A 25,968-nucleotide genomic window follows, 5' to 3' on the forward strand; every position below is an offset into this window, starting at 1 on the left:
GCTGAATACCATGGCAGAGACAGAAGACGCCGAAGGCCAGCCGAAGAGGAAATCGGCCGCTGTGATGACCATCGCCGGGCTCGCGATCCTGACGCTACTCGGCGCCGGCGGCGGCTGGGTGGTCGGCGGCATGGTTGCGCCGAACATCAAGGGCGCCGAACAGGCCGAGCAGGCCAAAGCGGCTAAGGACGAGGCCGCACAGAAGAAGGAAGGTGAGGCCGGCCTGCCTCACATTTCGACCGAAGCCAACAATGTCGTGCAGCTCGAGCCAATCACCTCAAACCTTGCCTATCCATCCGAAAATTGGGTTCGCCTAGAAGTGGCCCTGCTGTTCAATGGTCCGCCTGACGTAAAAATCGCGGAGGATATCCACCAGGATATTCTCTCCTATGTTCGCACCGTTTCTCTGCAGCAGATCGAGGGGCCACGCGGCTTCGAATATCTTAAGGATGACATCCAGGAGCGTGTTGACCTTCGCGCGCAAGGACGCGTATCGAAGGTCATGTTCAGGACCTTCGTCGTCGAATGATTCGATTCCTATTGCTGTTCGCTGCCATGATGGCGGCACCGGAGCTGGCGCATGCGCAGCAGCTCCCGACAAATTTGTTGAACTTGCCGGTCGACGGTTCGGTCGCGGCATGGATCATCAGAACCTTCGGCCTGTTGACCGTTCTTTCGGTCGCGCCTGGCATCCTGATCATGGTGACGAGCTTCCCGCGTTTCATCATCGCCTTCTCGATCCTTCGGTCGGGAATGGGCCTGTCGTCCACACCCTCGAATATGATCTTGTTGTCGCTCGCGCTGTTCATGACCTTCTACGTCATGCAGCCGACGTTCGATCAGGCATGGCAGACCGGTGTTCAGCCGCTTCTGTCAAATCAGATCGACGAACAGCAGGCGGTCACACGCATCGCCGAGCCCTTCCGGACGTTCATGGCGGCCAATACGCGTGACAAGGACCTGGCACTTTTCGTGGACTTGGCGCGGGAGCGCGGCCAGAGCGTCCAGACTGAAGAAAAGATCGATTACCGTGTCCTGATTCCCGCTTTCATGATCTCAGAGATCCGGCGCGGTTTCGAGATCGGGTTCCTGATCGTTCTCCCCTTCCTCGTTATCGATCTGATCGTTGCCACGATTACCATGGCGATGGGCATGATGATGCTGCCGCCGACATCGATTTCCTTGCCGTTCAAGATCCTCTTCTTCGTGCTGATCGACGGCTGGAACCTGTTGGTCGGAAGCCTCGTCCGCTCGTTCCACTGAGCCGTACCGCTGCTAAACGCAGCATGATATAAGAAACCCCCGAAGGTTTTTGTCCAACTTTCGGGGGGCAATTCACTTTCGGGGGTCAGTTCAGGGCCGGCGGGCCCCGCTCCCTAGCCAAAGCTGAAGAATGGTTCCGTACGGGGTGGCAGCGCCGGGACGTCGATATGGTCGGGTTCGTGCCCGAGTTTCGCGCGCTCTACCATCATTTCGTAAGCCCTTTCGAGATGCAGGGTGAAACGCTCAGCGTCGAACAATGGCATGATGACAGCATTGTCCCGGATGCGGCGCTTGTATTCAGCGATGCGGACGGGGGCGTTCGCAAGCTCGACGGCCATGTCTTCATAGGCCTTGATGTCGCTGGCTACCAGTTCCGGCAGACCTATCGCGTTGAGCAAGCTTTCACTGACGCGAGAGGCAAAATTTGTACCCTTGACAGTCAAAACCGGCAAGCCACCCCAGAGTTGCTCGGAGGTTGTCGTGTGGCCGTTGACCGGGAAGGTATCGACGCCAAGATCGGCCACTTGTTGGCGATCGATGTGCTCTTCGTAGGACACGCGCGGGCTGAAGATCACTCGATCTGATTCCAGCCCTTTTTTGTTCATGTAATTGAGCAGGTTCTTCTCGGTGCGTGGCGAGGAAAGCATCAGCCAAAGCACGCTGTTTGGCACGCGTTTCAGGATGTTGCACCAGACGTCGAGTATCGCCGTGTTGATCTTGCGGTTTGCGTTGAACGAGGCAAAGACAAATGCTCCCTCCGGCAACCCCACTTGGGCACGTGTCGTTGGCCTTGGCTTCGGACGATTGGCGGGGTCGTTGGGCTGATAGCAATCTGGCATGCGCACCAGCTTCTCGTAATAGTTCGCTTCGCTGCTCGCGGGCAGCACGAACCGGTCGCCGATGGAATAATCAAGGTCGACGTCGGTGACGCTGCCTGGGAAACCAAGCCATGTTGCCTGCAGCGGAGCACAACCATAGTTCAGGATTCTGGATCGGCCGCCAAATGTGTGTCCCTTGAGATCGACCAGAATGTCGATCTGCCGCTCCCGGATGGCCTTTGCGGCTTCCTCGTCTGTCATGTCACGCACGATGCACACATCACCCCAAAGTGAGCGATCGACAGTGCCGGCCTCATGTTCCAGGTATTTTTCTTCGGTATGGCAGAAGAGCGTTACTTCAAATTTGTCCCGGTCGTGCAGCTCCAGAACACGGCGCAGCAGCTTCATGGTTGCATGTCCGGCCCAGAAGTCGGACGAAAGATATCCGATACGGATCTTCTTGCTCCAGCTGTGGGGGACGGCTTTTCGTCGCGCTGCCGCTTCTTTCAACAGAAGAGATGGATTGTGAGAAGCAAGGGCATTGAGCGCTTCGTCACCGCACCAGTGGAGATTATAGAAGGGATTGTCGCGTTCCAGGACGCTGAGGTCGCCGTTATCAAGCATTTTCTGCACCGGCTGGAATTCCTTGGCGACGAGCTCGAAGTCGCACACCTCGCGAGCGAAGACGAGCTTGAGCAGCCGGAGCGGCATGATCTCGGGAAACTTCTTGAACAGATTATAGACGAGCGTCGCGTTCGTTGCGTCCAGAACGTCGTCGCTGAGGAGCCGCACTGCAAGGCGGGCGTGGTCGGGATTGCTGCTCTCGGAGATCACCTTGCGGTAGGGGCTGATGAGATCCTTTCGGCCTTGCTTGAGATGGATAGAGGCAAGAACGAAAGCTAACTCGGCGTCCGAGCGAGCAAGGGTCATGACGCGCAGTGCCTGCAGCAAGGCCTGCTGTTCGTCGCCGCAGGCAAAATACAGGAGGGCAGCTTCACGCGTGTAGGGCGACTCCTTGTCGCTGTCGAGTTCGCCGGCAAGCGCATAGGCGCTTGCCGCTTCCGATTTGAAGCCCAACTTGAGAAGGTTCTTGGCCAGGAGAACGTAGGTCTTGACGTCCTGCTGGGTGTTGATGAGCTTGTTTAGCACTTCCAAGGATTTCAGATATTGGCCCTTCTGGTAGTCCTTCGATGCTGCCGCAAACGATATATTCGTATTCAAGAACTCACTCCATCAGGAACGTCGTCAATGAGCGCAGCTGCCAGTCTCTCGGCCCGATGCGCACTCGGTTTAAAACACCTAGACACATTAAGCTTGCTTGAAGCAGGTGTCCGCTACCGAGCCGGGATTCGCTGAGCGTTCGCAGACTGTTAACCACCCGGCGGAGCCGACGCCGTTTCGTCAGCCGGTTTAATGAGTTGGCAATGAATGACTGCGAGATTGCCCCTCGACATGACGGGTTTGGTTGCTCAAACGAAACGGCACCGAGTGGCATGAAGCTGGTCCGTCATCGCCGGTATTGAAGTCCGGTATGTCCTCCTTTTGTATTTTGTTTTTGGGGACAGACTTATGACAAGCATTAACACCAACACTTCCGCAATGGCAGCTCTCCAGACGCTGCGTAACGTCAACAGCAATCTGTCGGACACGCAGAGCGCCGTTTCGTCTGGTCTGCGCGTCGGCAAGGCTTCCGACAACGCTGCCTACTGGTCGATCGCCACGACGATGAAGTCGGACAACAAGGCTCTCTCGGCTGTTTCCGACGCCCTCGGCATGGGTGCCGCCAAGCTCGACACCGCTTACACTGCCGTCGATAGCGCCATCGACGTCGTCGGCGAAATCAAGGCGAAGCTGGTTGCCGCCAGCGAAGCCGGCGTCGACAAGTCGAAGCTGCAGGACGAAATCACGCAGCTGCAGGCACAGCTCTACAGCGTTGCTCAGTCCGCGTCGTTCAACGGCGAAAACTGGGTCAACAACGCCGGCGGCACCGTCAGCGTCGTATCGTCCTTCGTTCGCGGCACCGGCGGCTCGGTCTCCATCAAGACCACCGATTATACGCTCGGCGCTACCAACACCCTGTTCGACGGCACGACGACGGGCGGTATCCTCGGCGCCACCGGTGCAAGCTCGGGTAGTTCGATCTACGGCTTCACGATCGGCTCCAGCACGACCCAGGGCGCCATTGATAACTTGCTGACGGACGTCGAATCCGCTCTGACGAGCATGACGACACTCGGCTCGCAGCTCGGCTCGATTCAAACCCGCGTCGATATGCAGACCGACTTCGTTTCCTCGCTCAGCGACTCGATCGACTCCGGTATTGGCCGCCTGGTTGACGCCGACATGGAAGAAGAGTCCTCCAAGCTCAGCGCCCTGCAGACCCAGCAGCAGCTGGCCATCCAGTCGCTGTCGATCGCGAACTCCTCTTCGCAGAACATCCTCTCGCTGTTCCGCGGCTGATAGCCGTCACCAGCCATCTGAGAAGCGATTTACGGCCGGGTTCTCCCGGCCGTAAATGTTTTAATCGTAAGTTAATAAGTCGAGCTAATATAAGGATATTTTTAACTATTTTTCTTTTTTGAGTTCAGGGTTTCTTAACCATGCTGCTGTCTTATGTGCCTATCGAAACGGCGAGTTGACTGAGCACAGTAAAGCGGTCAACAGGCATGACGCTGACCGCCGTTCCCGGTAGTCCGGAATGTCCCTTCTTACACATTCTGCCAAAGGGGCAATTAAAATGACCAGCATTCTGACCAACAACTCCGCAATGGCAGCTCTCCAGACGCTGCGTAACGTCAACAGCAATCTGTCGGACACGCAGAATGCCGTTTCGTCTGGTCTGCGCGTCGGCAAGGCTTCCGACAACGCTGCCTACTGGTCGATCGCCACGACGATGAAGTCGGACAACAAGGCTCTCTCGGCTGTTTCCGACGCCCTCGGCATGGGTGCCGCCAAGCTCGACACCGCTTACACGGCCGTCGATAGCGCCATCGACATCGTCGGCGAAATCAAGGCGAAGCTGGTTGCCGCCAGCGAAGCCGGCGTCGACAAGTCGAAGCTGCAGGACGAAATCACGCAGCTGCAGGCACAGCTCTACAGCGTTGCTCAGTCCGCGTCGTTCAACGGCGAAAACTGGGTCAACAACGCCGGCGGCACCGTCAGCGTCGTATCGTCCTTCGTTCGCGGCACCGGCGGCGCAGTCGCCATCAAGACCACCGATTATACGCTCGGCGCTACCAACACCCTGTTCGACGGCACGACGACGGGCGGCATCCTCGGCGCCACCGGTGCAAGCTCGGGTAGTTCGATCTACGGCTTCACGATCGGCTCCAGCACGACCCAGGGCGACGTCGACAACCTGCTGACGGACGTCGAATCCGCTCTGACGAGCATGACGACACTCGGCTCGCAGCTCGGCTCGCTTCAGCAGCGTGTCGATATCCAGACCGACTTCGTTTCCTCGCTCAGCGACTCGATCGACTCCGGTATTGGCCGCCTGGTTGACGCCGACATGGAAGAAGAGTCCTCCAAGCTCAGCGCCCTGCAGACCCAGCAGCAGCTGGCCATCCAGTCGCTGTCGATCGCGAACTCCTCTTCGCAGAACATCCTCTCGCTGTTCCGCAGCTAATATTAGGGCGCCTTCGGGCGCTTCAAAGAAGAGCCGCTGGTGCTTCCGGCGGATATCGTGGAAAGCCGCGCTCCCAGGGCGCGGCTTTTTTAATGCCTATTAACTAACCGTTAACCAAACTCGTGTTTTCTGCCATCAACAAAACGGTATGTTAACCAAGCTTAAGAAGCGGTTAGCTGGCATGACGCTGATTGCCGTTGCCGGTGGCGGACCGGAATGTCCCTTTTCAATATTTGCCAGCAAGGGGCGATAATTTCATGACCAGCATTTTGACCAACGTAGCGGCAATGTCCGCTCTCCAGACACTGCGGAGCATCAACGGCAACCTGGAGGACACGCAGAACCGTGTTTCGTCTGGTTACCGTGTCGCAGAAGCCAAGGACAACGCCGCCTACTGGTCAATTGCAACGACCATGCGTTCGGACAACAAGGCTCTCTCCGCTGTGTCCGATGCGCTCGGACTCGGCGCCGCGAAGGTCGACACCGCCTACTCGGCCATGGACAGCGCTATTGATATCGTAAGCGAGATCAAGGCCAAGATCGTCGCGGCGACGGAAAAGGGCGTCGACAAGACCAAGATCCAAGACGAGATCGGACAACTTCAGCAGCAATTGCTGAGTGTCGCGCAATCAGCCTCGTTTTCCGGTGAAAACTGGGTGGCCGGGAATACGACGAAGAGCGTCGTCTCCTCGTTCGTCCGCGATGCCAATGGTCAGGTTTCCGTGCAGACGACCCAATACGTTCTCGACGACACCTCCGCCGGCAACGTGCTTTTCGGCATGACGACGTCAGGATCGATCGACACGACGACTGGCATTATCGGTACGTCCTCAGGCAGCGTTGGCTCAATCTACGCGATGGATATCACGAGCTTTAGTTCTACCGATATCGATCTCGCCCTGACGACCGTAGAGTCCGGCCTCAGTGCGCTCACCAAGGCGGGGTCGCAGCTTGGCTCGATCTCCACGCGCATCGACCTGCAGGAAAGCTTCGTTTCCAATCTCAGTGACTCGATCGACTCGGGCGTCGGACGCCTTGTCGACGCCGATATGGAAGAGGAATCGAGTAAGCTGACCGCCCTGCAGACCCAGCAACAGTTGGCGATCCAGTCACTGTCGATCGCAAACTCCAGCGCGCAGAACGTTCTCACGCTGTTCAAGGGCTAAGAGTGCCGCAACTCATATGGACGAGATCGAAAGCCGCATCGTCGATGCGGCTTTCTCTTTGTTTTTGAAACGATAATCAAGATTGCGCGAGGCTTGCGGCGCCGATCTTGCTGCTCTTGCGCCAGCTCCGGGCCTTGGTTAACTTCGCTTAACAGTTGATTTGCTTTTTAGCGACAAGCCGGCCTGGGAGACCAGCCGGGGGCATGACGCCAGGTCAGTCGCTGCCGGTCGCCGGCCTGTCCCGTTTCCCTACTCAGAGCAGAAAAAATGACCTACAAAATTACCAGCTCGGCCCAGGTAAACGCCCTCGCGGCGCTGCGCATCATCAACAAGGACGTCGCGACGGTTCAGCAGCAGGTTTCGTCAGGCTACCGCGTCGAAACAGCGGCGGATGACGCGACTTATTGGTCGTTTGCGAGCGTCATGCGCTCGGACAGCAGCTCTCTGCAGAACGTTCACGACGCGCTCGGCGTCAGTGCATCGAAGGTAGACACCGCCTACACCTCGATGGAAAGCCTGATTGACCAGCTGGGCGAGATCCGCAAAACCCTGGTGACGGCTCAAGAGGCGGGTGTCGACAAGACGAAGCTCAATACAACCCTGACAGAACTGAAGGGTCAATTGCAGACGACGGTCCAGACGACGAGCTTTGCAGGTGAGAACTGGCTCCTCAATCGCGATACCGCGCTTCCGACGTCGCGTTCGGTGATCGGCGGTTTCGTGCGCGGCACGAACGGCGAGTACCAGGCGCAAACGATCAGTTACCCGGCCGACCAGACAGTCATGATTGACACGACGGATGCCAACCGCGGCCTTCTCACGAAGACCATTGACGCAAATACGCTCAATTCCGACGGCACCTCGACGGCGCGAAACTACTATCTGCTGGACGCCGGTTCGACGAGTCCTGCAAGCGGAACGGAGATAGCACTTGACGAGAATACCACCAGCGAGCAGGTGACGGACATGCTGGACGTGGTCGACTCTATCCTGTCACAGTTGACCACGACGGCTGCCGGTCTTGGCACTATGAGCGCACGCATCAGCGACCGCATTTCCTACACCGCGGATATGTCCGATGTCATCGACAAGGGTGTCGGTGCGCTCGTTGACACCGACATGGACGAAGCATCGACCCGCCAGACGGCGTTGTTGACGCAACAGAAGATGGGCGTTCAGGCGATTTCTATCCTGAACACCGCCGCCAGCAAAGTGCTGATCCTGCTGCAATAGTGGCCGGGGCGCCGTCGGGCCCGCTTGGCTTCGCCCTTCATCCTCGCGCAAGTTTGACACCCTAGTTTCGGTACAAAGGCGCAGTGCGGAAACCGTGCCTGATCAGTTGTCAGTTCATGATGGGGCGCGGCATGTCGCAGTCTTTAGCAGCCAGAGGGTGGTTTCGGTGAGTGCGCTGCTTTCTCGGTACCTCAAGGATTTTGGTGAGCCCGTCGTCATCGCTCCCGTCGCGGAAGCCGACGATCTCGCGAACGATTTCGGCGGCTTTGCAGAGATCGCAACCGAGCCGGTCGTGGATGTCGAAGCCGAGCGCCGCGGTGCTCATGCCGAGGGCTATGCCGAGGCGACCGCAGTGCTGACGGAAAAGTATCAACTAGAGGCGCAAACGGTCGCGCTCGTTCATCAACGCGAAGTCGAAGAGCTCCGTGATCGGTACGAGGTTGAGGCTGCGGAACTGATCGCCTCCCGGTTGGATGCCATGGCGCATGAGATTGCAGCGCTTGTCAGCGCGACGGTCGCGAAGGCGCTGGCGCCCGTGATGACCGATGCCCTGTCACAGAGGGCTGCCGTCGATCTTGCCGGCATACTTCGCGAGGCGGTGCTGGAAGGGGACGTCGGCAGTGTGACCGTCAAGGGCCCGGCCCGGCTGTTCGATGTGCTGAAGAACACACTCGGGGAAAAGGCCGGCCTTCTGCGCCATCATGAAACCGGCGATGTCGACCTGACCGTTGAATTTGGCGACGCCGTCCTTGTCACGCGCATGTCCGCTTGGGCGACGAGCTTGAAGAAAGTTCTGGAATGAGTGATAGCGAAAACCACCACCACGGCAAGAACGAGATCATCATCGTCAAGCGGCATGGCGGCGGTGATCACGACGGTGCTCACGGTGGCGCCTGGAAAATCGCTTATGCCGACTTCATGACGGCCATGATGGCGTTCTTTCTCGTCATGTGGCTGGTCAACGCCGCAAACGAGGAAACCAAGGCCTCGGTTGCGACTTATTTCAATCCGATCAAGCTCGCCGACGAAAAGCCGACGGAAAAAGGCTTGAAGAAGCCTGTCGACCAGGCGGACGGCGACCAGAAGCAGGACAAGTCGAAGGAAAAAGAGGACGAGCCGACCAAGGGGGCCTCGGCCGCAAACGGCGACGATCAGACCTCGACGTCCGGCGACCAGACCAACTACTCGGAAGCCGATTTCTTCGAGAATCCTTATTCGGTTCTGGCGGAGATCGCGCAGGAAGTCGGCCAGCAGGCAAACGTCAGCGCCAAGGGGGAGGGCGGCGCCAGCGACTCCGGCCCGGCAACCGGGGCCGACGGCGGTCAGGCCTATCGTGATCCGTTCGATCCGGACTTCTGGACCAAGCAGGTCGAAGTGACGCACGCCGACAAGAAGCAGCCGGCTTCGAGCGACGCTCCCGCCAATGGCGTGGCAGATGCCACCGAAGTTGCCAAGGCCGAAACCGAGACGTCGGCGGATCTGACGAAGGCTGCCGACGCCGGCCATGCTCCGGACGACCAAGCCAAGGAAGCCGCAAAGAGCAAGTCGCAACACGCTGCGTCATCGGTGGAAACGGTTTCTGAAAATGCGGAGGGCAAGGAAAAGCCGCAGACCCAGGCGCAAAGGGCCGTCGAACAGAAGCAGGCCGAGGATCTGCAAAAGGAAATCGCCCAGCAAATCAGCGGCATTGCCGGCAAGCTTGCCGAAGGTCTAACGGTAACACCGTCGGAGGGTGGCCTCTTGGTCAGTATTTCCGATCAGAGCGACGATTCCATGTTCAACATTGGCTCAGCCGTTCCGCGCAAGGAGATGGTCCTTGCGATGGAAAAGATCGGTGAGATCTTGAAGAGCAAGCCGGGCGCGGTCGTCATCCGCGGCCACACGGACGGCCGCCAGTATAAGGGCGAGAACGAGAACTGGCGCTTGTCCATGGATCGTGCCCAGGCTGCCTACTATATGATCGTTCGCGGTGGTCTCGACGAGAAGCGGATATCGCAGGTCTCTGGCTTTGCTGATCGCAAGTTGAAAGATCAGGCGGACCCGTTCAACGCGACCAACAGGCGTATCGAAATATTGCTGCAGGCGGATCAGGGATAATCCATGGTCCGTCACCGTCGTCATCTTCTGCTTCTGATTCTCAGCCTCTCGGTAAGCTCTGCTGCCGTCGCACAGGCGGAAGGTCAGGAGGACATTGCGCCTTACAAGATGCTGCGGTCACTGCAGTTCGTGCAGGATTCCGTCGTGCTTGGCGATCACTCCGCCGCCGAGATGCAGCGCTTTATGCTCGGTACGATCGATCAGCGTCTGCGTACCATCGATCCGGCGGTTTTTGACGACGCCAGAAACGTCGACGCGGCGCTGATCTATGCGATGAGTGGCGGCAATCCTGAGACGCTCGAATATCTTGTTGCCCGCGATGTGAACGGTCACTTCGACAATCGCGTCAGTGATGTGTTGCGCAAGTATCTGAGCGGCAAGGGCTTGCTTGTCGCCAAGAGCCTTGTCGAGACCGCAAACGAGTACAAGGATAAGAAAATCGGTCCCTATCTTGCGCTGGTCGGCGGCAATGTCACCATCGCCAAGAGCCCGATGGAAGCGTTGAAGCTGTATGACCAGGCGCGCCTCAATGCGCCGGGCACGATCGTCGAGGAGGCGGCGTTACGCCGCTCCGTATCGATCTGCGTCGAAGCCGGGATGGTGGATAAGGGGCTTGCTTATTCGCAGCGTTATGTGCGTCGCTTCCTGCATTCGCCTTATGCAAGCCAGTTCGCGGATCTTTTCGTCAAGCTGCTGGTCAATCATGATCATGAGGTAAAGCCTGACGACGTTGTTGATATCCTCTCCTTCATGGACGAGGCCAGGCAGCGCGAGGTCTATCTGCGCATCGCCCGTGCGGCGGCGATCGCCGGCAAGGGTGATCTCGCGCGGATGGCCGCGGCACGCGCGCAGACGCTTGCGGGTGACTCCGACAACGCCCTTGGAGCGCTTGCGGATTTCTACGGCGGAATGGCGGCGATCTCGACGGACAAGATTGATACGGCCGCGAAGAACATCACATCCATTCCCGATCAGGAACTGTCGCCACGCGATCAGGCTCTCAGAGTGGCAGCAAAAGCCATTGCAGAACAAGTGCTTCGTCCGCCGGACCCGGCAAGCTTGACGCAAGCGACGACCCCTAAATCTTATAATCAAGAAATTACTTCTGAACAGGCAGCGGCCTCACCGGAGGCGGAGCAGGGAGAGATACCAAATCCCGCTCCAGGTCCTGTTGTCGGAGACGCGGCTGCAGCGCCGCCATCCAATGTTGGGGGACAGCAGGACGCCGACCCGTCATTCAGCGCATTCGTGACATCAAGCCGATCGCAGCTTGATGAGATCGACGGCCTCTTGAACAAAGAAAGCAATTGAGATGATGGACATCAGCGTTTCGGGGGGAGCGTCTGGAGCAGGGGCTGCCTCCACGGTTGGCACTGGCCGTCAGACGGGCAACGTCGGCGATGCGGATGCAGGCGGGTTCTTCGATGTGCTGAACAAGGCCAGCGGCAATTCGGCCGAGCAGCCCACTGCCGGCCAACATGCTGGTGACGGCAGCGCTTCGGCTACGTCGCCTCACGCGCGTACGAAGGCATTGATCGATCTCGGCAGCACCTCCGTGGCCGCGCAGACGGAGACGAAAGAAAAGACGACTGGGTCGGCCGACAAGGAGACCAAAAAGGCGGAGCGCGACCCGAAGGCCAATGGCAGGCAGGCCGAGGAAGCCGGCTCGCAGGATCTTGCCGATAAGCTGGACGATGAAACGACGGCACATTCGGCCAAGGTCACCAGGCCGGCTAAGCGTGACGGCGCCGAGGTCACCGAGGTCAAGAAGGGCGCGGAAGGCGATGACACCCTCTCAGACGTGCTGAGCTTGTTGAAACAAGCTCCGACTGACGGATCTGCGGCGGCAGCGTTCGCCGCAATGGCCGCGACCAGCCAACAGACTGATGGCAAGGTATCGACCGATCCGAAAGAAAAGTCCGTTGCGAGTACCAAACCCAAGGCCGAAACGTCTGTTGACGCGACTCTCGCCGGCATCGATACGACTGTCGACGCCCAGGTGCCCGGCACAGTGGTCGCCGGCGATATTGATCCGACGACATTCCGGCTGAGCCGCGCCGACGGCAGCGGTCAATCCATGGACATGCACCTTGGCATCGACAAGGATGCCGCCGAGCCCGGCAAGGTCAACATCGAAAGCGTCTCGGTTATGGATTCGCGCCGCTACATCGGCCTTGCACAGAACACCAATTCTGCCGCGGTGACGGCCACGATTTCAGGTGATCCGGAGTGGGCCCACGCCATGCAGCCTGCATCTGCCTTGTCGAACGCTGCAGAGTGGACCAGCACCGGCAAGGTGGTGAATACGCTCAAGATCCAGATGAACCCGATCGACCTTGGCCTGGTCACCGCCACAATGCGACTGCAGGGCGACGCATTGAACGTCGACCTCAAGGTCGAGACAGGAGCGGCCTATCGCCAGCTCAAGGAAGATCACGGCAAGATCATCGAGGCGTTGCGCAGCCAGGGCTACGCGATCGACAACGTGACGATCAGCATGGCGCCCGTGGACCGTTCGGACGCCGGCAATCAAACGGGTGCGCAGGGCCAGCAGCAAGGCCAGGCCTTTGCTCAGCAGGGTCAAGGCGGCGAGGCGCGAGAACGCCAAAATCAATCAGGACAGCGAACTGGCGGAGGCTTCAATGGCTCGGGCGAAGGCGGTGTTGAAAGCGCTTCTTCTAGCGCCGCTGGCAGCGGTCGCACTGGCGACGTCTACCTCTAGCGCGCAGGCCTCCAACAGTGCCTGTGAACAGGAGATCCAGGCGGCGGCACTGAAGTACGGTATCCCCGAGGGCATTCTCTATTCGGTTGGCCTGACTGAAACCGGACGCAAGGGATCGCTCTATCCTTACGCGCTGAACATCGAAGGAAAGGCCTTCTTTCCACCCTCCGAGCAGGACGCTCTGAGGCAGATCGATGCTGCGCGCAGATCAGGCGCGAAGCTCATCGACATCGGATGCATGCAGATCAACCAGTACTACCATGGTGAGAATTTCCGGTCGGCAGAGGAGATGTTCGACCCCCGCCGCAATGTGGAATACGCGGCGCGGTTCCTGCGCAATCTCCATGACCGTCACGAAACATGGACGATGGCGGTCGCCCGTTATCACGCCGGGCCCAACAACGACCCTGCTCAGAAGCAGTATGTCTGCCGGGTCATCGCCAATCTGGTCGCCACCGGCTACGGTAAATGGACTCCCAATGCGAGCAACTTCTGCCTGAATTGATTCAATCAAAACTGGTAGAAAATAGAACAAAACAGAAATGTGTCATATTGTGGCGAGAATCTGTCTCAATGTGGCAAGACAAGTCACATTTTAGCCGCCGTTAACTTTTCCACGAAATATTTGTGTGCATAATTGAGAGGAGCTACTACATCTAGATCAAATCGCGCCTCAATTCTTAATCAACTATTAATTTCTGCCAGTTAGTTCCTACAGCTTGTCCCAGAATCGCGCGATTCGTACCCATAGAGCATCGAGGTACCACAAGTGATTCGGAGGCGGACGAATGATCGTAGTGGTTGATGAGCGTGAGCTCGTGAAAGATGGTTACACTTCACTTTTCGGGCGGGAAGGCATACCTTCCACGGGGTTCGATCCAAATGAATTCGGTGAATGGGTTCAGACGGCGGCCGATTCCGATATCGCGGCTGTCGAGGCATTTCTGATCGGGCAGGGGCAGCAGAATTTCGAGCTGCCCCGCGCGATTCGCGACCGGACCATGGCGCCGGTTATCGCGGTCAGTGACCAGCCGTCGCTCGAAAACACCCTTGCACTTTTTGATTGTGGCGTCGACGACGTCGTACGCAAGCCGGTCCATCCGCGCGAGATCCTGGCACGAGCCGCCGCCATCCGGCGTCGACTTAAAGCGATTTCCAGCCACACCGACATTGGCGCGATCCGCGTGTTCTCTGATGGTCGTGATCCGGAAATTCACGGCGAAGTCTTCGCGCTTCCCCGTCGCGAGCGCCGTATCCTCGAGTATTTGATCGCAAACCGCGGACGCCGTGTCACGAAAACGCAGATCTTCAACGCGATCTACGGGATCTTCGACGAGGAAGTCGAAGAAAACGTCGTTGAGAGCCACATTTCCAAGCTGCGCAAGAAGCTCCGGAAGAAGCTCGGTTTCGATCCGGTCGATTCGAAGCGCTTCCTTGGCTACTGCATTGATTGGAACTGATTTTTTCAGACCGGGCCGCGTTGCCTGGATCTAGTCGATCATTCTCTCGACGATGGTTCGGCCCCAGACAGCTTCACGCAAGGCCCGCCAAATACTCTCAAGCCTAATAAGGGAATCGAGGTTTTCAGATGAGCATTTTTGGCAGCATGAAGACGGCCGTGTCCGGCATGAACGCCCAGGCAAACCGCCTCAGTACCGTCGCCGACAACATCGCGAACGCAAACACGACGGGCTACAAGGCTGTTTCGACCGCCTTCTCGTCGTTGGTGCTGCCGTCGACCTCGGGCAACTACAATTCGGGCGGCGTCCAGACGTCCGTTCGTCAGTCCGTTTCCGAGCAGGGCGATATCTCCTACACCACGTCCAGCTACGATCTGGCGATCTCGGGCGACGGCTTCTTCATCGTTCAGAGCCCGGATGGCACTCCGGTCCTGACCCGCGCAGGCGACTTCACCAAGGATGACGAGGGCAATCTGGTCAATTCCGCCGGCTACACGCTGATGGGCTATTCCTATGACGCCGGCGCCCCGGCCGTGGTTGTCAACGGCTTCTCCGGCCTGGTTCCGATCAACGTCAACCAGTCCGGTCTGACGGCGATTGCCTCGACCACCGGTACGTTCTCAGGCAACCTGAACTCAAACGCGAATGTCGCGACAACCGGCCTGCCGAGTTCCAACCCGACGACGGTCACCAGCGATACCAAGCAGATGTCGATGGTCGGCTACGACAAGCTCGGCAACACCGTTCAGTACGACTTCTACTTCACCAAGACTGCAGCAGCGACGGCGACGACCTCTGGAAGCTGGGAGGTCGCTGTCTTCAGACATGCCGATGCGGCCACAGGTGGCACGTCATCTTTCCCCTACTCGTCTGCTGCTGTCGGATCGACAACGCTGACCTACGACCTAGACGGCAAGCTAGATACGACGACAACGTCCGGCGCAATGACGATCACTGATCCGGTAACGGGTGGATCGATCGCGATGGACCTTAGCGGCTTCACGCAGCTGGCTTCCGACTTCTCCGGCACAGGTACCCCGAACGGGCAGGCAGCCAGCCCGGTCAAGAGTGTTACGATCGACAAGGACGGCACGGTCTACGCAAAGTATTCCGATGGCACTTCCAAGCCGGTCTATCGCGTTCCCCTGGCAACCGTTGCCAGCCCCGACAACATGACTTTGATGAGCGGCAACGTCTACAGTGCCAACGGGCAGTCCGGTGTTACGGTCACGGGCTTTCCGCAGACCAATGGCTTCGGCTCGATCCAGTCGGGCGCATTGGAAAGTTCGAACGTCGACCTCGCCGGCGAACTGACCGAGATGATCGAGTCGCAGCGCAGCTACACCGCCAATTCCAAGGTCTTCCAGACGGGGTCCGACATCATGGACGTCCTCGTCAACCTCAAGAGATAAATAGGGTTCGGATAAGCCATGTCGCTCACTTCCGCACTGAATACTGCACAGAGCATATTCAACACTACCGGCACTCAAAGCAGTGTGGTGTCGAACAATATCTCGAACTCCAGCAACAGCGACTACGTGCGCCGGCAGGCGATGGTTACCACCTCGCTGAATGGAGCGCAGGTCGTGAAAATCAGCCGCGCTCAGGAAGACGCGCTGCTGCGGCAATGGCTGAAGGCCAGCGCACAGGACAGCGGACAGCAGACTCTGCTGTCCGGGCTGACCGACCTGAAGTCGATCATGGGTGGTAACGACTACGAGACCTCGCCCGCGACCTATCTGTCCACCTTCCAGGAAAAGCTCCAGGCATTTCGAACATCGCCGAGCAGCACGATCGCAGCTCAAAGCGCGATCACCGCAGCGCAGGACGTTGCGAATTCGCTGAACAGCGCATCGAAATCCGTTCAGGCAGTTCGGCAGAGCGCCGACAAGGACATTGCCACGCAGGTTTCAACGCTCAATACGCTCCTCGCCCAGTTCAAGACCGCGAACGACGCGGTCAAGAGCGCGACCGCGACCGGCGGCAATTCGGCCGATGCGCTGGATGAGCGCGAGAAACTGCTGAAGCAGATTTCCTCGATCGTCGGAGTCAACGCAGTTGACCGTGATAACGGCGACATGGCGCTTTACACGACCGACGGAACTGTTGTTTTCGACACTGTACCGCGCACCGTTACCTTCGTTGCGCAGGACACCTACACCGCGCAGACCAAGGGCAACGGCGTCTACATAGACGGCGTCCAGCTTGCGAGCGGCACCGGGTCGACGACATCGGCCCAGGGAAGCCTTCAGGCGCTTCTTCAGGTCCGCGACGACATCGCGCCGACGTTCCAGTCTCAGCTGGATGAAATCGCAAAGTCGCTTGTGTCCATGTTCTCTGAAAGCGACGGGGGTACGCCTGCGACGACGGCGCCCGGTCTGTTCGTCTGGAAGACCTCGACCGGCGCCGCTGGGGGTGTGCCGACGACGACTGGCGTAATCGACGGGATCTCCGCAACGATTTCGGTTAACACAGCCGTCATCACCAGCCAGGGCGGCGACCCGATGAAGCTGCGTGACGGGTCGATCAGCGGACTGACGAACCTCAACACGACGAACAGCAGTGGCTTCTCCGACAATCTCGACGCGCTCTACACGGCGATGGGCACGGCACAGACCTTCTCGTCGGATGCAGGCCTTTCGTCCAACGTCAGCATCATGGATTACGCCTCGAATTCGGTTGGATGGCTTGAGCAGTATCGAAGTGACGCGACCACCGCGTCCGAAAATACTTCGGCGGCGCTCTCGCGTTCGACGGAAGCCTATTCGAACGAGACCGGCGTCAATCTCGATGAGGAACTGACGCTGCTGCTCGACATCGAGCAGTCCTACAAGGCGGGCACAAAGATCCTGAATGCCGTCGACGAAATGCTGAAGTCATTGCTGGACATAGCGAGTTAAGCCATGAAAAGTTCATTTATTTCTAGCTCTGCCATTCAGAATGCAATGCGATTGACGATCCGCCAGTCGCAGAAGCAATTGGTCAGCTCGTCTCTCGAAGCAACGACCGGCGTCTACGCCGATATCGGCGCCTCCCTGGGTTCGGGCGCGGCCAAGAGCGTGAATTTCACGTCTGAAATCAGCCGGATCACGGCCTTGAAGGGCAGTAATTCCGTCGTTTCGGCACGCATGGAGGCTTCGCAGCTCGGCCTCGACAGCATGAAGACGGCGGGCGACTCACTCGTATCCAAGCTGACCGCGCTTCAGGGTAGCCAGGATCAGACCAGTATTACGGTCGCGACGCAGTCGGCGACTGATGCGCTGTCACAGCTGATGGATACGGGCAACTCGATGCTCAACGGCGAGTACCTGTTCTCCGGTATCAACACCGACGTTCAGCCGATGACCGACCAGTCGACTGCTGCGACGACGGCAATCCAGACGAATCTCGAAGCCTACGCGAGCGGTTTGGGCAAAAACGTGTCGGATTTGACCGGCACGGAGATGGACACGTTCATCACGGACTTCGTGCAGCCGATGTTCTCTCAGGACACGTTCGACGCGACCTCCAGTCCGGCCTCCTTCCCCCCGTCTGGCGCGCCCACTCCGGTGGCGCCTGCCGCATATGTGACGCCGCCAGCCTGGGGCGATTGGTCTAGCGCCTCTAGCCAGAATATGACGAGCCGCATCAGCAACTCGGAAGTCGTCACGTCCTCTACCAATTCCAATTCGGACGGCATGCGCTACTTCGCTCTGGCGTCGATCACCGTGTCGGCGCTGGCAGGCCAGGGCCTCAGTGCGGACGCACTGGGTACGGTCACGTCGAAGGCGATCGGCTACGCCGCCCAGGCAACGACCGGCATCGTGACTCAGGCGAGCCAGCTCGGCCTTTCGCAGGAACGTGTCGAGAAAGCCAATGACGCGCTCGATGCCCAGTCGAGCATCCTTCAGAACAAGCTCGTTGATCTCCAGGGCGTCGATACTTCGGAAGCATCGACACTCGTCAACACTCTCCAGACGCAGCTGGAGACCGCTTACACGATCGTATCGAAAATCCAGCAGTTGAGTCTCGTGAACTACCTTTGATGATCAAGGGTACGAAAGACAAAGAAGGATGCATGAATGTATCAGTTCTCTTACTCCGAGATCATGGAGGACTCGGTGGCCGATGCGAAGGAGCGGGAGCGCCAGGTTCTCGACCGATCCATCGCGCTGCTGTCGATTGCGCGGGACAAAGAGAAATACAGCCGGGAAGCCATTGATGCATTGTTCTACACCCGGCGTGTTTGGGTGAGTTTCATCGAGGATCTCAAGCATCCGGACAACCAGCTTGAAATCCAGTTGCGGGCTAACCTCATCTCGATCGCTATCTGGATCTTGAAGGAGTGCGATCGGATCAGGCGCCGGCAATCGACGAACTACCAAGGCATTATCGACGTTACCACCATCATCAGGGATGGACTAAAATGAAAAGCACACTTCGTATCTCGCTTAAAGCCGGGGAAAAGATCTTCATTAACGGTGCGGTTTTGCGCGTCGATCGCAAGGTCGCGCTGGAATTCCTGAATGATGTAACATTCCTTCTCGAAAACCACGTCCTCCAGCCGGAAGACGCGACGACGCCTCTGCGCCAGCTCTACTTCATCGCGCAGATGATTCTGATCAATCCCGAGGGCAAAGAACAATCGACGGCGATGTTCCGCAAGTCGATCACGATGTTGCTCACCTGCTTCAAGAACGAGGAAGTTCTCGCGGAGCTGAAGCGCATTGATGGCCTCGTCTCGACCGGACGCGCATTCGACGCGCTGAAGGCGATCCGCGGTCTCTACCCGATCGAAGACAGCATTCTCAACAACCACGAAATGCCGCCTACGATGGTCGAGCAGATTCGCAAGGAGATCGCACCATGGCGGTAAGTGGCGTTTCAAGCACGTCGAGCACCTCGTCGTCGTCCAGCACATCAAGCGCGCAGCAGTCGGCGACGCTCAACTACGACAACTTCCTGCAGCTGCTCATCGCGCAGATGAAGAATCAGGATCCGACGGATCCGGTCGATGCCAGCGAGCAGATGTCTCAGCTTGCAAGCTTCTCGCAAGTCGAGCAGACAATCCAGACGAACACCAAGCTGGACAGCCTGCTGGCAAGCTCGAGCCTCACGCAGGGCAGCAGCTACATCGGAAAATACATGACCAGCGCCGACGGTACCGTCAAAGGCACGGTTGCTTCGGTCAAGGTCTATTCCGACGGCATCATTGCGACAACGACGGATGGCGGTAATATCCTCGTGCAGGCGGGAATCACCCTGTCTGACACGGCCCCGACGACGTCGTCGTCGAGCTAAGTGCAATTGTGAGGCGGTTCGGCCACGTCGGACGGACCGCAAGGCGATATGAGGTTGCCTGAGATGAATGAAGCTGATGCACTTGACCTCTTCCAGGCAGCGATCTGGACCGTTCTTGTTTCCGCCGGCCCGGCGGTCGCGGCGGCCATGATCGTCGGTCTGATCATCGCGTTGTTCCAGGCGCTGACGCAGGTTCAGGAAGCAACGCTCACCTTCGTTCCGAAGATCGTGGCCGTCCTCGTCACCATCGGGATCTCGGCGCCGTTTGTGGGGTCGCAGATTTCGATTTTCACCAATATGGTGTTTTCGCGCATTCAGTCGGGCTTCTGAGCCACCTTCGCGCAAGCTTCGCCATTTAGTTCTCGTTCCGAATTGGTGGGCATCATGCCCGCACCTCTCATGAAGAGACGGAATCGAAATGGCGCAACCTCCCGCACTCCCCCTCCCGAAAGCCGGACTTAGCGTACGTGATATCGGTTTTGCCATGGGCATCATCGTTATTATCTGCGTGCTTTTCCTGCCGATCCCGCCGTTCCTGATCGATATGGGACTGGCCTTCTCGATCGCCTTCTCGGTGCTGATCCTGATGGTGGCGCTCTGGATCCAGAAGCCGCTCGATTTCTCGTCCTTTCCGACCATTCTTCTGATCGCGACGATGACGCGCTTGGCGCTGAACATTGCGACGACGCGCGTCATTCTCTCGCACGGCAACGAGGGTCATGATGCCGCCGGCGGCGTCATCGCCGGCTTTGCAAGCCTCGTCATGTCAGGCGACTTCGTGATCGGTCTGATCGTCTTTTTGATCTTGATCACCATCAACTTCATCGTCATCACCAAGGGCGCGACGCGTATCGCGGAGGTCGGCGCGCGCTTCACCCTCGATGCGATTCCCGGCAAGCAGATGTCGATCGATGCCGACCTCTCGGCCGGCATCATCGATGAGAAGGAGGCCCAGCGCCGCCGCAAGGAGCTGGAGGAGGAAAGCTCCTTCTTCGGTGCCATGGACGGTGCGTCGAAATTCGTTCGCGGCGACGCGATTGCCGGTTTGCTGATCACTTGCATCAATGTTTTCGGCGGCATCATCATCGGCTATTTCCGGCACGGTATGCCGATCGGCGAGGCAGCCGATGTCTTCGTCAAGCTCTCGGTCGGTGACGGCCTCGTCTCGCAGATGCCGGCGCTTATCGTTTCGCTCGCCGCCGGCCTTCTCGTCTCGCGCGGCGGCACTGTCGGTTCCACCGAACAGGCGGTCGTCAACCAGCTGAGCGGCTATCCGCGTGCGCTTTCCGTGTCCGCTGTTCTGATGGCGATCCTCGGCCTCATGCCGGGTCTACCGTTTGTCCCCTTCATGTTCCTTTCCGGTCTTCTGGCCTTCGGTGCCTGGTTCATTCCTCGTCAGGTCGAGGCCGAGAATAAGGCCCGGCGCGAGCAGGAAGAGAAGAAGGTCGTCCAGAGCAAGGAACTTGAAAAGGACTCCGTCAAGTCGGTGCTGCGCACATCGGAAATCGAACTCGCGCTTGGTAAGATGGTATCGACGCGTCTGCTTGGTGCCCACCAGGAGCTCGCCTTCCGCGTCGGCAAGATGCGCAAGAAGTTCGCGACGCAGTACGGTTTCGTTGTTCCGGAAATCAAGGTCACCGACGACATCGGTATTGCCGAGAAATCCTATCAGATCCGAATCCATGGCACGACGGTGGCTTCCAACATGCTGCGCGTCGGTGAAGTTCTTGTTGTCACCGGCTCCGGCCGAAAGCCGAGCATTCCGGGCGACGAGATTCGCGAACCAGCCTTCGGTATGCCGGCGGTTTCCATTCTTGAAGCCTTCACCGAGGACCTGAAGCGCGAGGGTTTCCAGCCGATCGACAACGTTTCTGTCGTGCTGACGCATATGAGCGAAGTGATCCGCAACAATCTGCCGGCGCTCCTGTCCTACAAGGACGTGAAGATCCTGATCGACAGGCTCGATCCGGAATACAAGAAGCTGGCCGACGAGATCTGCTCGTCGCATATGTCCTATTCCGGCTTGCAGGCGGTGCTGAAACTGCTCCTTGCCGAGCGCGTGTCCATCCGCAACCTGCATCTCATCCTGGAAGCCGTCGCCGAACTCGCGCCGCATGTCCGCAAGACCGAGCAGATTGTCGAGCACGTCCGCGTTCGTATGGCGCAGCAGCTATGCGGCGACCTTGCCGACAACGGCGTGCTTCGCGTGCTGCGACTCGGCAGCAAGTGGGACCTCGCTTTCCATCAGGCGCTGAAGCGTGACAACAAGGGCGAGATCATCGAATTCGATATCGACCCGCGCATGCTGGAGGAGTTCAGCGAGCAGGCGACGAAAGTTATCCGTGAATTCATGGATCGCGGCCTGCCGTTCGCCCTTGTCACCTCGCCGGAAACACGATCCTATGTGCGCATGATCATCGAACGATTGTTCGCAACGCTCCCGGTTCTGTCGCATGTCGAGCTGGCCAAGGGCATCGAGATAAAGATTCTGGGCTCGATTTCATGATAACTGACCCGCAAGGGACCGTTCTGGCGCTGTTCCTGATCTTTTGCAGGATCGGCGGCTGCGTCCTGGCGATGCCCGGCTTTTCGTCTGCCAGGGTACCGGCGCAATTGCGGATTTTTATTGCTGCTGCCCTGTCGCTGGCGATCCTGCCTGTGCTTTGGGACACTGTCTATCCGATCGTCCACACATCGAATGCCACCTACATCGGTTACATCTTCAGCGAATCGCTGATTGGCGTCATGTATGGCATGCTTGCCCGCGTCTACACGCTCGGCCTGCAGTTCGCGGCCAGCGTGATTGCGATGATGGTCGGATACACCCAGCCGGCTGCGGCGGATGTCTTCGAGGACTCGCCGGAAAGCAGCCTTTCAGGTTTCATCACCTTTGCCGGGATGATGATCCTGTTCATGATGGACTTTCATCACATCGTATTCAGGGCGCTGGTCGATTCCTACACGTCGATGCCCTTCGGCGGTATCATGCAGATGCGCAGTACACTCATTTCGTTTACTGACACGCTGTCATCGACATTCATGATCATGCTGCGGCTCTCGAGCCCGTTTCTGATCTACGGTCTGATGTTCAACATCGCCATCGGCTTCATCAACAAGCTCGCGCCGCAGATTCCGGTCTACTTCATATCGACGCCTTATCTTCTTCTCGGCGGGCTTTTCCTTTTCTATTTCTCCGTGGCGGCGCTGGTCAGCCAGTTCGGCCAATCCTTCGCCAGCGTCTTCATCGGCAGGTAGCGACATGGCGGACAAGACGCGCTCCCAGAAATTGAAGCGCCTCGTGGCGGTTCAACGCCATCTGGAGCAGATGGCCGAATTCGACCTTGCCGAAACGAGCCGCCAGCGCGCGGAGGTCAACGAACAGATGGACAGCGTCATTCTGGCGCTTGGCTCGATGGACCCGGTCCATCATGCCTTTTCGCAGGGCTATGCGGATCGCTTCAACCGGCTCGGCATCAAGGACAAGCAACTGACCGGCATGCAGGAGATCCACGAAATGCGCGTCATGCAGGAGCGCGCGAAGGGCGATCGGCTGGAGGACGGCATGCGCGAGGCGCTGGAGTCCGAACGCCGTGAAGCCGACGACAACGCAGTCTATGATCTCATCGATCAAAAGTTCGGTACGCCAGCCTCCAGCAAGCTTCAAAAATCATAATCGTCGCAATCTTAAGCAAGAGGATTGTGACTTGGCTATTTCACCTCCGAGTGATCTGGTCCTGGATGTTGTCAAAGCTGCCGACCCTCTCGAGGTTCAGGCAGCCCAGGAAAAATTGAAAGCAAACCAGGCGGCGTTTGCGGCAAACAGTCTTGCCGAAGCCGGCAAGGGCTTCACGTCGGCCGTCGATATTCTCGATCGTGCCGTCGGCAAGACCGGTTTGAGCGACAGCAAGAATCGCAGCAGCAAGACGGAGGAGGTGCCCGAAACCTACCGTAAGTTCGAGGCGATGGTTCTTCAGAACTTCATCAAGAACATGCTGCCGAGTGATAGCGAGGAAGTGTACGGCAAGGGTGCCACCGGTGACATCTGGAAAGGCATGATGGCCGAACAGCTCGGCAACGAGATTTCGAAGGGCAACGGCATCGGCATTGCCAAGCAGCTCTATCAGGATGCGCTGAAGAAGCAGGAAGGCAAGGTCGCCAACGCTTCCACCGATCAGGATGATCGCAACATGGCGATGAGCATGATCGACGAATTCCAGCGCAAGACCTTCGGTACAACAACTGCGGACAACAAGTCCGCCAATGACGCCTGAGAGAATCGAGGACAAAAATGGAAATAATCTCGAACGACTACCGTATCAAATCGGTTCTTGGACGCCTTGAAATGATCATCGACAACGAAAACACGCGTATCGGCAACGATCCGCAGTTCGATCTCAAGGTGTCGAACACGCACAAGAGCCGTTGCCTCTATGAGCTTTCGATGCTCTTCCGCGATACCGATCCGAAGGAACTGGCCGCCGCTCACCTCGAGCAGTTGCATGGGCTAAAGAAGAAGCTCGTTCTGAATGCACGGCGCGTCGAAGCACATCTGGAAGCAGTCCGCACAGTTGCTGACCTCCTGAAGAATGCGGTCCAGGATGCGGATGCTGACGGCACCTATTCCCAAGAGCAATTCGTAGCACGTGACGCTTGATGATTAAGCTCGTTCTGACAGGCGTCTGGGTTTGCGCGATCACGCTGGCATCGGTCTATTTCTCGGTGCACATGGCCACGGCGCCTGCGCCGGCTCCCGATGATTCCAAGCAAAGCCAGCTCGAGCTTGTAAAGGGCGAGACGATCACCGTGCCGATCATTGCCGACGGCGTCGTCACCGGCTACTTCCTCGGCAAGGTGTCCTTCATGATGAACAAGGACGCGGTGAAGAACGTGTCCTTGCCTCTCACGGAAATGACGACCGACGAGCTCTTTACGCTGCTCGTCGGCAACAAGATGATCGACATCTCCAACATGAAAGCCTTCGATCCGAATGCGTTCCGGGAGATGATCAAGAAAGACATCAACCAGCATCTTGGCGGAGACTATATAGACCAGGTCATGCTGGAGCAGCTCGACTATCTGTCCAAGGAAGAGGTGAAGGCGAACGCCTCGGGGCAGCAGAAGAAGACCGCCAAGCCCGTCAACGTCGTGGCTCCGGCGCCGGTAACGGACAAGGCTGCAACGGAATAGGTCCAGTCATTGCCCGAAGCGGCGCCATCGGCGCCGTTTTTTGCGGCCGCAGATGGTTAATGATTCCTTCGGTTTCGGCGAGGAATTCAAGCAGTTTTTCTAACGGATAGTTGAAATCGCGCTGCTATAAGTCCCCGCGATGGGCTGACTGTGCACCGCTTTCCGATTCTCGGAATTCTCTCATGCGTTCCCAGGCAAACGTTATCGGCCGGTGCTGAATCGTCCGGTGCGGCGATCTGATCTGGTCCGGGATGCATGCAGCATGAAACACTATCGTCAGGAAGCCGGCATGAACCTGATCGCGAATTTCGCGGTCCTGTCGTCGCGCCGCGCGATTTTCGACCTACCGGTTTGCGATCTTGGCTGGGATGACGCGCTGGTTTTCATCAATGAACTCCTGTCGATACCGGTCGGGCAGACGTCCGTCTCGTTCGTCACCGCGCGCAATATGTTGATGTCGCTGCGCGACGCCGAGTACCGTGGCATTCTCACGCAGAATCTGTTGCTCCCTGATGGCCCGGGCCTCGATATCGCGTCGAAAGTAGCGCACGGATCGCCGTTCCCCGCCCGTTTGAAGGCCGCCGATTTTCTACCGGCGCTGTTGACATACATGGAGATGCCGCGGCGCATCGGCCTGATCGGCAACACGCCCGAGGCGGTCATGACGACAGCCGCGACGTTCCGGCGGCATGCTCCATGGCATGAATTCATCATCATTTCCGACAGCTTTTCCGAGGCGGCAGACAAATCGGCGATCATCAAAGACATCGATCAGCAAGCGTTCGATTTGTTGATTGTCGGAACGAGCACCGCATCCGAGGAGAAATGGGTCCATCAGAACATCCGGGCGGATCATGCTCGGCTGGTACTTGCTGTTGGCGACCTGTTCGAAGTCGTGACAGATACGATCCGCCACACGCCGAAGCTTCTGCGGATGATCGGGCTCGACCGCGGCTACCACGGGATGCTGCAGTACGCCCTCGGCTCCGCTGCCTTCCTGTATCAGGTGCTCCAATACGGCATAACGCGCCGCAAGCGGCTGCTGAGTCGATCAGCATAGTTACGTCAGTTAACCATTTCTTTGCTATGAACATTTAGGGTTGCTTAACCATCC

At 58.1% G+C, this 25,968-nt stretch carries 27 protein-coding genes; 26 read left to right on the forward strand and 1 reads right to left on the reverse strand.

The window, feature by feature from the left end:
• The first annotated feature begins 10 nt into the window (after nt 1-10).
• On the forward strand, nt 11-529 hold the full coding sequence (locus NBG89_RS01485; protein WP_431321407.1) for a flagellar basal body-associated FliL family protein: 519 nt from the start codon (nt 11-13) through the stop codon (nt 527-529).
• Nucleotides 526-1,263 carry a flagellar type III secretion system pore protein FliP gene (gene fliP, locus NBG89_RS01490; RefSeq protein WP_088691384.1) on the forward strand — a complete coding sequence of 246 codons (738 nt, stop codon included), beginning with the start codon at nt 526-528 and terminating at the stop codon, nt 1,261-1,263. The genes NBG89_RS01485 and fliP overlap by 4 nt, the downstream gene beginning before the upstream one ends.
• A 113-nt stretch (nt 1,264-1,376) precedes the next feature.
• Here the strand turns inward: fliP and NBG89_RS01495 are convergent, their stop codons facing one another.
• A complete protein-coding gene (locus NBG89_RS01495) occupies nt 1,377-3,302 on the reverse strand; it encodes a glycosyl transferase (protein WP_431321408.1) in 1,926 nt (641 codons plus the stop codon).
• A gap of 348 nt (nt 3,303-3,650) precedes the next feature.
• On the opposite strand from NBG89_RS01495, the gene NBG89_RS01500 reads away from it, so the two are divergent.
• The 24 genes from NBG89_RS01500 (at nt 3,651) to NBG89_RS01615 (ending at nt 25,914) form a co-directional block, all read left to right on the forward strand.
• Nucleotides 3,651-4,541: a flagellin gene (locus NBG89_RS01500; RefSeq protein ID WP_431321409.1), complete on the forward strand. Its 891-nt coding sequence runs from the start codon at nt 3,651-3,653 to the stop codon at nt 4,539-4,541.
• Between the two features lie 277 nt (nt 4,542-4,818).
• Nucleotides 4,819-5,709 carry a flagellin gene (locus tag NBG89_RS01505; RefSeq protein ID WP_431321410.1) on the forward strand — a complete coding sequence of 297 codons (891 nt, stop codon included), beginning with the start codon at nt 4,819-4,821 and terminating at the stop codon, nt 5,707-5,709.
• 257 nt (nt 5,710-5,966) lie between these two features.
• Nucleotides 5,967-6,875 (forward strand): flagellin, encoded by a 909-nt coding sequence (locus NBG89_RS01510; RefSeq protein WP_431321411.1) that lies wholly within the window; start codon nt 5,967-5,969, stop codon nt 6,873-6,875.
• A 267-nt stretch (nt 6,876-7,142) separates the two neighbouring features.
• A complete protein-coding gene (locus NBG89_RS01515) occupies nt 7,143-8,108 on the forward strand; it encodes a flagellin (protein ID WP_431321412.1) in 966 nt (321 codons plus the stop codon).
• Nucleotides 8,109-8,274: 166 nt separating this feature from the next.
• Complete coding sequence (locus NBG89_RS01520) at nt 8,275-8,910, forward strand: hypothetical protein (RefSeq protein ID WP_431321413.1); 636 nt, start codon at nt 8,275-8,277, stop codon at nt 8,908-8,910.
• Nucleotides 8,907-10,205: a MotB family protein gene (locus NBG89_RS01525; protein ID WP_431321414.1), complete on the forward strand. Its 1,299-nt coding sequence runs from the start codon at nt 8,907-8,909 to the stop codon at nt 10,203-10,205. The genes NBG89_RS01520 and NBG89_RS01525 overlap by 4 nt, the downstream gene beginning before the upstream one ends.
• Before the next feature lie 3 nt (nt 10,206-10,208).
• Nucleotides 10,209-11,516 (forward strand): chemotaxis protein MotC, encoded by a 1,308-nt coding sequence (gene motC / locus NBG89_RS01530; protein WP_431321415.1) that lies wholly within the window; start codon nt 10,209-10,211, stop codon nt 11,514-11,516.
• 1 nt (nt 11,517) lies between these two features.
• Nucleotides 11,518-12,927 (forward strand): flagellar hook-length control protein FliK, encoded by a 1,410-nt coding sequence (locus tag NBG89_RS01535; RefSeq protein ID WP_431321416.1) that lies wholly within the window; start codon nt 11,518-11,520, stop codon nt 12,925-12,927.
• Complete coding sequence (locus NBG89_RS01540; protein WP_431322753.1) at nt 12,869-13,432, forward strand: lytic transglycosylase domain-containing protein; 564 nt, start codon at nt 12,869-12,871, stop codon at nt 13,430-13,432. The genes NBG89_RS01535 and NBG89_RS01540 overlap by 59 nt, the downstream gene beginning before the upstream one ends.
• A 283-nt stretch (nt 13,433-13,715) precedes the next feature.
• The gene (rem, locus tag NBG89_RS01545; RefSeq protein ID WP_088691394.1) at nt 13,716-14,387 is read left to right on the forward strand and encodes a transcriptional activator Rem; all 672 of its coding nucleotides are present in this window, start codon (nt 13,716-13,718) and stop codon (nt 14,385-14,387) included.
• A gap of 128 nt (nt 14,388-14,515) precedes the next feature.
• Nucleotides 14,516-15,799, forward strand: a complete 1,284-nt coding sequence (locus tag NBG89_RS01550; protein WP_431321417.1) for a flagellar hook protein FlgE — start codon at nt 14,516-14,518, stop codon at nt 15,797-15,799.
• Between the two features lie 18 nt (nt 15,800-15,817).
• Nucleotides 15,818-17,287: a flagellar hook-associated protein FlgK gene (flgK, locus tag NBG89_RS01555; RefSeq protein WP_431321418.1), complete on the forward strand. Its 1,470-nt coding sequence runs from the start codon at nt 15,818-15,820 to the stop codon at nt 17,285-17,287.
• Between the two features lie 3 nt (nt 17,288-17,290).
• Nucleotides 17,291-18,412 carry a flagellar hook-associated family protein gene (locus tag NBG89_RS01560; protein WP_431321419.1) on the forward strand — a complete coding sequence of 374 codons (1,122 nt, stop codon included), beginning with the start codon at nt 17,291-17,293 and terminating at the stop codon, nt 18,410-18,412.
• A gap of 36 nt (nt 18,413-18,448) precedes the next feature.
• A complete protein-coding gene (flaF, locus tag NBG89_RS01565) occupies nt 18,449-18,796 on the forward strand; it encodes a flagellar biosynthesis regulator FlaF (RefSeq protein ID WP_431321420.1) in 348 nt (115 codons plus the stop codon).
• Entirely contained in the window at nt 18,793-19,242 is a 450-nt protein-coding gene (gene flbT, locus NBG89_RS01570) for a flagellar biosynthesis repressor FlbT (protein ID WP_007796651.1), read from the forward strand. Before flaF ends, flbT begins: the two co-directional genes overlap by 4 nt.
• The gene (gene flgD / locus NBG89_RS01575) at nt 19,233-19,667 is read left to right on the forward strand and encodes a flagellar hook assembly protein FlgD (RefSeq protein ID WP_431321421.1); all 435 of its coding nucleotides are present in this window, start codon (nt 19,233-19,235) and stop codon (nt 19,665-19,667) included. Before flbT ends, flgD begins: the two co-directional genes overlap by 10 nt.
• A gap of 63 nt (nt 19,668-19,730) precedes the next feature.
• Entirely contained in the window at nt 19,731-19,997 is a 267-nt protein-coding gene (gene fliQ / locus NBG89_RS01580; RefSeq protein ID WP_431321422.1) for a flagellar biosynthesis protein FliQ, read from the forward strand.
• Nucleotides 19,998-20,085: 88 nt separating this feature from the next.
• Complete coding sequence (gene flhA, locus NBG89_RS01585; protein WP_431321423.1) at nt 20,086-22,173, forward strand: flagellar biosynthesis protein FlhA; 2,088 nt, start codon at nt 20,086-20,088, stop codon at nt 22,171-22,173.
• A complete protein-coding gene (gene fliR / locus NBG89_RS01590; RefSeq protein ID WP_431321424.1) occupies nt 22,170-22,922 on the forward strand; it encodes a flagellar biosynthetic protein FliR in 753 nt (250 codons plus the stop codon). Before flhA ends, fliR begins: the two co-directional genes overlap by 4 nt.
• Before the next feature lie 4 nt (nt 22,923-22,926).
• Complete coding sequence (locus tag NBG89_RS01595) at nt 22,927-23,340, forward strand: hypothetical protein (protein WP_431321425.1); 414 nt, start codon at nt 22,927-22,929, stop codon at nt 23,338-23,340.
• 31 nt (nt 23,341-23,371) lie between these two features.
• Complete coding sequence (locus NBG89_RS01600) at nt 23,372-23,938, forward strand: rod-binding protein (RefSeq protein WP_431321426.1); 567 nt, start codon at nt 23,372-23,374, stop codon at nt 23,936-23,938.
• 17 nt (nt 23,939-23,955) lie between these two features.
• Nucleotides 23,956-24,321 (forward strand): hypothetical protein, encoded by a 366-nt coding sequence (locus NBG89_RS01605; RefSeq protein ID WP_088691405.1) that lies wholly within the window; start codon nt 23,956-23,958, stop codon nt 24,319-24,321.
• Nucleotides 24,321-24,854 (forward strand): hypothetical protein, encoded by a 534-nt coding sequence (locus tag NBG89_RS01610; protein WP_088691406.1) that lies wholly within the window; start codon nt 24,321-24,323, stop codon nt 24,852-24,854. The genes NBG89_RS01605 and NBG89_RS01610 overlap by 1 nt, the downstream gene beginning before the upstream one ends.
• 289 nt (nt 24,855-25,143) lie before the next feature.
• Nucleotides 25,144-25,914 (forward strand): WecB/TagA/CpsF family glycosyltransferase, encoded by a 771-nt coding sequence (locus tag NBG89_RS01615; protein WP_431322754.1) that lies wholly within the window; start codon nt 25,144-25,146, stop codon nt 25,912-25,914.
• Nucleotides 25,915-25,968 lie beyond the last annotated feature (54 nt).

This window comes from Rhizobium sp. YTU87027 (assembly GCF_050644135.1).
Taxonomy (GTDB): Bacteria; Pseudomonadota; Alphaproteobacteria; order Rhizobiales; family Rhizobiaceae; genus Rhizobium.